Origin of the sequence: Pseudomonas sp. P5_109, from assembly GCF_034009455.1 — a bacterium.
Taxonomy (GTDB): domain Bacteria; phylum Pseudomonadota; class Gammaproteobacteria; order Pseudomonadales; family Pseudomonadaceae; genus Aquipseudomonas.
Map to the genome: position 1 here is coordinate 1675121 of NZ_CP125380.1, position 8329 is coordinate 1683449.

At 62.1% G+C, this 8329-nt stretch carries 7 protein-coding genes; 2 read left to right on the top strand and 5 right to left on the bottom strand.

Features of this window, described 5'->3' with window-relative positions; genetic code table 11:
- Window positions 1-48: 48 nt before the first annotated feature.
- On the bottom strand, window positions 49-471 hold the full coding sequence (locus QMK54_RS07460; protein ID WP_223591332.1) for a YybH family protein: 423 nt from the start codon (window positions 469-471) through the stop codon (window positions 49-51).
- Window positions 472-480: 9 nt separating this feature from the next.
- A complete protein-coding gene (gene speB, locus QMK54_RS07465) occupies window positions 481-1431 on the bottom strand; it encodes an agmatinase (protein ID WP_007984912.1) in 951 nt (316 codons plus the stop codon).
- Between the two features lie 353 nt (window positions 1432-1784).
- Between speB and QMK54_RS07470 the strand changes: the two genes are divergently transcribed.
- Window positions 1785-2678, top strand: a complete 894-nt coding sequence (locus tag QMK54_RS07470; protein WP_007972518.1) for a LysR family transcriptional regulator — start codon at window positions 1785-1787, stop codon at window positions 2676-2678.
- A gap of 4 nt (window positions 2679-2682) precedes the next feature.
- Complete coding sequence (locus tag QMK54_RS07475; RefSeq protein WP_320402280.1) at window positions 2683-3276, top strand: tRNA-uridine aminocarboxypropyltransferase; 594 nt, start codon at window positions 2683-2685, stop codon at window positions 3274-3276.
- Window positions 3277-3424: 148 nt separating this feature from the next.
- Here the strand turns inward: QMK54_RS07475 and QMK54_RS07480 are convergent, their stop codons facing one another.
- The 3 genes from QMK54_RS07480 to QMK54_RS07490 are packed head-to-tail and all read right to left on the bottom strand — an operon-like array spanning window position 3425 to window position 8324.
- Window positions 3425-4780, bottom strand: coding sequence for an HlyD family type I secretion periplasmic adaptor subunit (locus tag QMK54_RS07480; protein WP_110662064.1), 1356 nt, complete (start codon window positions 4778-4780; stop codon window positions 3425-3427).
- Window positions 4781-4789: 9 nt separating this feature from the next.
- Window positions 4790-6949 carry a type I secretion system permease/ATPase gene (locus QMK54_RS07485; protein ID WP_320402281.1) on the bottom strand — a complete coding sequence of 720 codons (2160 nt, stop codon included), beginning with the start codon at window positions 6947-6949 and terminating at the stop codon, window positions 4790-4792.
- A 16-nt stretch (window positions 6950-6965) separates the two neighbouring features.
- Window positions 6966-8324: a TolC family outer membrane protein gene (locus tag QMK54_RS07490; protein WP_110662065.1), complete on the bottom strand. Its 1359-nt coding sequence runs from the start codon at window positions 8322-8324 to the stop codon at window positions 6966-6968.
- Window positions 8325-8329: the final 5 nt, after the last annotated feature.

Genomic DNA, 8329 nt, shown 5'->3' on the forward strand with positions numbered 1-8329 from the left:
TCCGATCATAAAGGCGCGCTCATCGTGCGTGAGCGTCACCTGTGTTGGCTAAGGGGTTGGCAGCCCTTCCGGCATCGCGGACAAATGTTCGTGGCAGGCCAGCCATAGGCCTTGTTGTTCTTGGCCAGACGCTTGTTTCTTGAAAACAATCGTCTCGCGCTCCTGGCTAAAGTGCTGCTCCCCTTGCATGCGCAGCTCGGTGGCCACGTCATGGATGAAAATCGCCACGTCACCCTGCAGGCTGACGAAAGCGTTGCTCGAGGTGCACGAGAGCACCTCGAAGCCATCCTCGGCGCGCCAGCTGTCCCACATCGCCTGATAGGCGTCGCGCGACAGCAGGGGCTGTTCGAGGGTGTAGAAGACGAAGCTGGCTTCAAAGCTGAACGCGCCGAAGTAGGCTTCGCGATCGTTACGGGCAAAAGCGGACACCAGGTCGGCGGCGGCTTTCAGAACCTGATCGCGTTCATTCATGACCAATCCTCAGCGGTGGACTACGCCAGGCAGTACGCAGAGCATTTCGTACAGCAGGTTGGCGGCCAGCAGCGAGGTGTTGCCGGTGGTGTCGTAAGCGGGCGAGACTTCTACCAGATCGCAACCGACCAGGTCGAGACCTTGGCAGCCACGAACGATCTCGATCGCCTGAATGGTCGTCAGACCACCGATTTCCGGGGTGCCGGTACCTGGTGCCCAGGCCGGATCGATGCCGTCGATGTCGAAGCTGAGGTAGACAGGACCGCCGCCGACTTTCTCGCGGACTTCAGCCATCAAAGGCTCCAGCGATTTGTGCCAGCACTCTTCGGCCTGGACCACACGAAAGCCCTGGTTGCGGCTCCAGTTGAAGTCGTCGGCGGTGTAGCCCTGGGCGCGCAGGCCAATCTGCACCACGCGGTCCGGGTCCAGCAGGCCTTCTTCAACGGCGCGACGGAAGGTGGTGCCGTGGGCAATCTTCTCGCCGAACATGTGATCGTTCACATCGGCGTGAGCGTCGATGTGCACCAGGCCGACCTTGCCGTGCTTTTTATGGATGGCACGCAGGATCGGCAGGGTGATGGTGTGGTCGCCGCCCAGGGTCAGCGGGATCACATCGTGTTCGAGGATGTTGTCGTAGGACTCTTCGATGATCCGTACGGCATCCAGCAGGTTGAAGGTGTTGATCGCGATGTCGCCGATGTCGGCAACCGACAGCGAGTCGAACGGCGCAGCGCCGGTCGCCATGTTGTACGGGCGGATCATTACCGATTCAGCACGGATTTCGCGAGGCCCGAAACGGGTGCCGGGACGCAGGGAAGTGCCGATGTCCAGCGGCACGCCTACGAAGGCAGCGTCCAGGCCGGCAGCGGTGTTCAAGTGGGGGAGTCGCATCATGGTGGCGATGCCGCCGAAGCGCGGCATTTCGTTGCCGCCCAGTGGTTGGTGAAGAATCTTGTCCACGGGTAGGGCCTCATCGTCGTTGTTTTATTTATTGGGTTGCACCGTTCACGGAAGGGACGGGCACCGTTGTGGGCCGATTCTGCGAAATGTAGTGGCCGGGAAGAATCGCTACGGGCAAATACTTAGTTCAGATTTTTCTAAACTAATGGTGGAGGCCGGGATAGACTTCATGTCATGCGCAAGACCCTGTGGCGAGGGGGCTTGCCCCCGTTCGGCTGCGAAGCAGTCGTAAACCCTGTCGAAACGGTCTACCCGATGCAACCAGGGCGAATGCTTTTGGGGCCGCTTCGCGACCCAACGGGGGCAAGCCCCCTCGCCACAGTGTTACGCGTCGATCTTTGGAGAGAGCCCCCATGGCCAACGCTTTACCCGACCTGAAACTATTGCGCATCTTCGTCAGCGTGGTGCGCCACCAGGGCTTCGCCAACGCCCAGCAGGAGCTCAATCTCTCGACGTCGGCCATCAGCACCTACATGAGCCAGCTCGAAGCGGCTCTCGGCCTGGTGCTGTGCCATCGCGGTCGTGGCGGTTTCAGCCTGACCAGCAAGGGCGAGCTGTTCCATCAGGAAACCCTGCGCCTATTGGGCGAGCTCGAAGGCTTCGAGCAGTATGCCGCCGCCCTCAAGGGCGAGTTGCGCGGTACCTTGAACCTGGGGGTGATCGACTCCACGGTCAGCGACAAGGCCCTGCCGTTCGCCGAAGCCATCGGCGCCTACAGCCAGGAACACCCGGCCGTGCACTTGCACCTGTCGGTGATGAGCCCTTACGAATTGCAGCTCGGCGTGCAGGACAACCGTCTCGACCTGGCCATCGGCGCGTTTTCCACGCGCATGAGCGGTCTGGTGTACATGCCGCTGTACCGTGAGCAACACTGGTTGTACTGCAGCACGCGGCATCCGCTGTTCAACGAGCGGCGCATTCCCGAGCAGGTCATCACCCAGCAGCGCATGGTCGGTCGTGGTTACTGGAGCCAGGCCGAACTGGCGCGCCACGGCTTCAAGCACAGCGCCGCGACGGTGGAAAGTATGGAGGCGCAGTTGATTCTGGTGCTGTCCGGCGCCTACATCGGCTACCTGCCGGAGCACTACGCCCAGGCCTGGGCCGACAAGGGCGACTTGCGGGTGTTGCTGCCGGCGACCTTTGGTTATCAGGCGCCGTTCTCGATGATCGTGCGTCGGGGTCGTAGCCGCGAGCCGCTGATCCAGACGTTCCGCGACTTGCTTAAAGCCCAACTGAACCAGGCCTGAGAATATGTCCAGAATCCAGTGTCCGCGCTGCCTGCGCCCGCAAAGCCACTGCCTGTGCCCCTTGATCCCGAGCCTCGACAGCCGCACCCGGGTTTTGCTGCTGCAACATCCGAGCGAAGTGAACCATGCGCTGAATACGGCTCGGTTGGCGGCGTTGGGTTTGAACAATGCCGAGTTGATCGTGGGGGAAGTGTTCGAGGATTTGCCGACCTTGTTGAGCCGGCCGGGGTATCAGGCGCGCTTGTTGTTCCCCGGTGACGATGCGCAGCCACTGCAGGCCTATACCGCGACAGGCGAGCCCTTGTTGCTGGTCGTCCCGGACGGCACCTGGCGCAAGGCGCGCAAGATGCTGCACCTCAATCCGCTGCTGGCGGCGTTGCCGAGGGTGACGCTGGCCGAAGGCGGTGTGTCTCGTTATCGGCTGCGCAAGGCGCCGGGGCCGGGAGCGTTGTCGACGGTGGAGGCGATTGTGCAGGCGCTTGAGACTCTTGAGGTACCGACTTCGTTTGCGCCGTTGCTGAAGCCGTTTGAAGCGTTGATCGAGGGGCAGATTGCGGCGATGGGGGAGGAGGTTTACCGCAAGAATCACGAACAATGATGATTTGTGGCGAGGGGGCTTGCCCCCGTTCGGCGGCCGTCGTAAAAGCGGTTGATGCGGTTTGACTGATACGCCGGCGAGAATGGTTTTGGGGCCGCTTCGCGACCCAACGGGGGCAAGCCCCCTCGCCACAAAGATTGAGTCAGGCCTACCTTTCCCGCATCGCCTCGGTCCGCGCTTTCAACACCGGTTTAAGCAAGTAATCCAGCACGGTTTTCTCCCCGGTAATGATGTCCACCGTCGCCACCATCCCCGGGATGATCAGCAGCGGCTTGACGTCCCCGCCCAAGTGGTTTTTGTCAGTGCGCACCTGAATCAGATAGAAGCTGTTGCCCTTGTCGTCGGTGATGGTGTCGGCACCAATCAGTTCAAGCTTGGCGCTCAGGCCGCCATAGATCGTGTAGTCGTAGGCACTGAACTTGACCATGGCTTTCTGGCCCGGATGCAGGAATGCAACGTCTTGCGGGCGGACCTTGGCTTCTATCAGCAGGTTGTCTTCCAAGGGCACGATTTCCACCATGTCGCTGCCGGGCTGGACCACGCCACCGATGGTGTTGACCTTTAACACCTTGATGATGCCGTGCACCGGGGAGACCACGGTGGTACGGGTTACGCGGTCGTCGATGGCAATGCTCGAGGCTGTGATTTTCGACAGGTCGGTGCGTTTCTCGTTCAGCTCCTTGGCGGCCTCCGAGCGGAAGGTCTGTTCCGACTCGTCGATCTTGCTCTTGATCTCGTTGATCGCCGACTCGGCCCGGGGAATCGCCAGGGTGGTGGCGTTCAGCGAGCCGCGAATCTCCACGGCGCTGCGTTTGAGGCGCAGGATTTCCACCGGTGACACTGCACCGGTGCCCACCAGCGGCGTGGACATGTTCATCTCTTGTTGCAATAGCGCCAGGCTCGAACTGAATTGACCTTGTTTCGAGCGAAACTCCGCAAGTTCCTGGGTTTTTTGCCGAAGTTGTTCCGACAATGTGCGCTGCTCGCTGGCCAGTCGCCGTTGCCGCTGTTCGTACAGCGAACGCTCGTCTTCGGCCACTTGCGGGGCCTTGGCGATCACTTCTTCTGACAGCTTGAACGGCCGGCCCTCGGCTTCGGCCGAAAGCCGTTCGACCTGCGCGGTCAAGGCATAACGATCGGCTTCGCTTTCGCCCTTGTTCGACAGGTAGCGCGTGTCATCCAGGCGCAGCAGGGTGTCACCCTTGTTCACCATTTGTCCTTCACGGACGAAAATTTCAGTGACGATGCCGCCCTCCAGGTTCTGGATCACCTGGACTTTGCTCGACGGAATCGCCTTGCCTTCGCCCATGGTCACTTCCTGCAATACGGCGAATTTGGCCCAGACCAGTGCGCTGATCAGCAGTGCGGCGGCCAGCCACACGGTGATTCGCGACCAGCGCGGTGAGTCCTGCAACGAGGCACCGGCGGTTTCCGGCATGAACTCGGTTTCGGCGCTTTTGCTGAAACTGTCGAAGTAGCCACGGGATCCTTGATCGGCAGACATGGACGACTCCTAGACAGCGGCAGAGCCGACACGGCCCTTGCGCAGTGCATCGATGACCGCTTCTTTCGGACCGTCGGCGACGATCCGTCCGTTGTCCAGCACCACCAACCGGTCCACCAGGCTCAGCATCGAGGTGCGGTGGGTGACCAGCAGGATGGTTTTGCCCTGAACCCAGCCATGAAGTTTTTGCCGCAGGACGTCTTCGCTGCTGTTGTCCATGGCGCTGGTGGGTTCGTCGAGCAGCATGATCGGCGGATCGAGCAACAGCGCCCGGGCCAGCAACACCGCCTGGCGCTGGCCGCCGGACAGCAGTTGGCCGCGTTCGCCCACCGGCCGGTCGAAGCCTTGCGGATGTTGCCGGGCCAGTTCGGTGACGCCGGTGAGCTCCGCCACTTCGAGCATGCGTGAGTCACTGATGTAGCGTGCGCCGAGGGTCAGGTTGTCGCGCAGGCTGCCGGCCAGCAGCGGCAGGTCGTGGGCGACGTAACCGATTTGATGGCGCAGGTCGGCGACGTCCAGTTGCCGCAGGTCCAGGCCGTCGAGCAGCAACTGGCCTTCATCCGGTTCATAGAAGCCCATCACCAGGCGCGCCAGGGTGCTTTTGCCAGAGCCGCTGCGGCCGATGATGCCGACGCGCTCGCCGGGTTTCACACTGAAGCTGATATTGGCCAGGGCAGGAGCACTCTGGCCGTTGTAGTGGAAGGTCACGCCGACAACATCCAGCGCGCCTTGCAGTTGGGTGCGCTCCAATGGCCGTTGTTTGGCGTCGCGCTCCTGGGGCAGGCCCATCAGCGCGTCGGTGCTTTTCATGGTCAGTTGCGCTTGCTGGTAACGGGTGATCAGGCCGGCGATTTGCCCCAGTGGCGCCAGCACCCGACTGCCGAGCATGTAGCTGGCTACCAGGGCACCGACGCTGAGGTTGCCGGCGATGATGCTGTAGACCCCGGCGACGATGGTCGCCATGCCGGACAGTTGCTGGATGAACAGCGTGCCGTTGGTGGCCAGGGCCGAGAGGTTGCGCGCATGGCTGTCGAGGCGGGTGAGGGCGCCGTGGGTGCTTTCCCATTTGTGCTGGCGTTCGCTTTCGGCGCTGCAGGCCTTGAGGGTTTCCAGGCCGCTGAGGGTTTCGATCAGCAGTGCCTGGCGTTCGGCGCCGAGGCTGAGGCTCTTTTGCACGGTGTCGCGCAGGCGCACCTGGATCACCATGGCGAAGATGATGGTGATCGGAAACGCCAGGATCGGGATCACCACCAGCCAACCGCCGAGCAGGCCGATCACCAGCAGCATCAGCAGGCAGAAGGGCAGGTCGATCAAGCTGGTGAGGGTCACGGCGGTGAGAAATTCCCGCAGGCCCTGGAAGTCATGAATGCTCTGGGCAAACCCGCCGATGGTCGCCGGCCGCGCTTTCATCGACATGCCGGTGATGCGCTCGAACAGGGTGGCTGACAGGATCACGTCGGTTTTCTTGCCGGCGGTATCGAGCAAGTGCGCGCGTACGACCCGCAGCGCCAGTTCGAAGGCGGTGCCGATCAGCAGACCGATCGCCAGCACCCACAGGGTCGAAGTGGCCTGGTTCGGCACCACGCGATCGTAGGTCTGCATCACGAACAGCGGCACCATCAGGCCCAGCAGGTTGATCAGGAAACTCGCCAGGATCGCGTCGCTGTAGAGCCATTTCGACAGCTTCAGCGTATCGCGAAACCAGGCCTGCACCCGCGGCACCAGCGGCGAGCGCAAGTCTTCGAGTTCGTGGCGTGGCCGGGCAAACAAGGCCTGGCCACTGTAGTGTTCGGCCAGTTCCTCGGGGCTGAGCCATTGCTCGCCGCCGTCGGCTTCGCTGGGCAGGATCAGCACCTTGCCGTCTTCGCCATAACGGCGCAGGACGGCGGTGCGGCCGTTGTTCAACAGCAGCAGAACGGGCAGGTTGAGCGCGGAGATGTCCTTGAGGTCACGACGCAGCAAGCGCGCCTGCAAACCCGCCCGGGCCGCTGCCCGGGGCAGCAGGTCCAGGCTCAGGCGTTGGTGTGCCATTGGCAGCCCGGCACTCAGGCTGGCGCGACTGACCGTCGCGCCGTGGAGTTTGCAGAGGATCAACAGACCGTCCAGAAGCGGGTCATCGAAGCTCAGGCGCGGATCGACACCGGTGTTGCCGGGTTCCATGCTGGTCATTGAACGCTCCCGTGCACTACTTCAATTCAGGCAGATGCGCTTCGTTTTTCACTTCTGTCTGGGCGATGGCATCGGCGGGCAGTACGACCCGTTGCTTGCTCAGCAACTGGCCCATGTTCGCCAGTACACGGTACATCGAAAACTCTTCGGTGTAGCGCACTTCGGTGTAGCGACGGTTGGCGTTGTAGAGTTCGTTTTCACTGTCGAGCAGGTCCAGCAGGGTCCGCTGGCCGAGGCCGAACTGATCCTGATAGGCCACGCGTACGCGTTTGCTGGTGTCGGCGTATTCACGGGCGGTCGGGGTTTGTTTCTTGGCATTGACCATGGCGTTCCAGGCCAGGTGGATGTTTTCGTTCAACTGACGCAGGGCATTGTTGCGGATGTCCATGGCCTGGTTGATCTTGTGCGCGTCGGAGGCCAGGCGGGCCTTGTCGCTGCCGCCACGGAACAGGTTGTAGTTCATCACCACACCGACGCGCCATTCGTTGTCGTGGCCTTCGTCACCCTGCACGTTGTTGTTCGCACCCACGGCGGCCTCGGCGTCGAGGCGTGGGTAGAACGGCGACTTGGCGACTTCGTACTGGCTTTCGGCCGATTGCACGTCGGCCTGGGCGGATTTCAGGTAAGGGTTGTTTTCCACCATGCTCTGCTGGGCTTCGGGCAGGGAGGCCGGGACTTCGCCGCGAATCGACGGCGGGGCTTCGAGTTCATCGGGCAGGCGCCCGACAACGGCGTAGAAGTTCGACTCGGCATCAGCCAGATCGACTTCGGCGGTGTCGAGGTTGTTTTCTGCCAGCGCCCGGCGAGCCGTGGACTGGTCGGCATCGGCGTTGCTGCCCACGCCGCGCTGGGTGCGCAGGCCGATCTGGTCGTTGACCCGCAAGTGCGCTTGCAGGTTGTTCTTGGCCAGTGTCACCAGTTCGCGGCGCTTGAGCACTTCGAGGTAAACCTCAGTGGTGCGCAGGGCCAGATCCTGGGCCGTACCCTGAGCGTAATAGGCACGCGAGTTGACCACGCCTTTGGTGCGATCGACTTCATTGGCGGTGTTGAACCCGTCAAAGAGCATTTGCCGCAGGCGCAATTCCGACTGGGTGTAGTTGAGGGTTTCGGTGTGGTGATTACCGAGCGCCCGGGTATTGGTGTTATCGCTGTAGCCGCGCCCGTAGGCAGCGTTCAGATCGACCGATGGATAAAAGCCCCCTTTGGCGACCTTCACGTCTTCATCCGCCGACAGGCGGCTGTCCACCCGAGATGCCAGTTCCGGGTGCGTCGCGATGGTGCTCTGGATCGCGTCGGTCAGCGTCATGGCCTGAGCCTGGGACGAGCAGGCCATGGCCAAAAGAACCGCGCTGCAGAGGGGGGTTAATAGGCGCATGTACA

What these genes read in the sequence shown, in the direction of transcription:
- QMK54_RS07475 (WP_320402280.1), top strand. Translation starts at nt 2,683, where the DNA reads ATGTCCAGAATCCAGTGTCCGCGCTGCCTGCGCCCGCAAAGCCACTGC.
- QMK54_RS07480 (WP_110662064.1), bottom strand. Translation starts at nt 4,780, where the DNA reads ATGTCTGCCGATCAAGGATCCCGTGGCTACTTCGACAGTTTCAGCAAA.
- QMK54_RS07490 (WP_110662065.1), bottom strand. Translation starts at nt 8,324, where the DNA reads ATGCGCCTATTAACCCCCCTCTGCAGCGCGGTTCTTTTGGCCATGGCC.
- QMK54_RS07485 (WP_320402281.1), bottom strand. Translation starts at nt 6,949, where the DNA reads ATGACCAGCATGGAACCCGGCAACACCGGTGTCGATCCGCGCCTGAGC.
- QMK54_RS07460 (WP_223591332.1), bottom strand. Translation starts at nt 471, where the DNA reads ATGAATGAACGCGATCAGGTTCTGAAAGCCGCCGCCGACCTGGTGTCC.
- QMK54_RS07470 (WP_007972518.1), top strand. Translation starts at nt 1,785, where the DNA reads ATGGCCAACGCTTTACCCGACCTGAAACTATTGCGCATCTTCGTCAGC.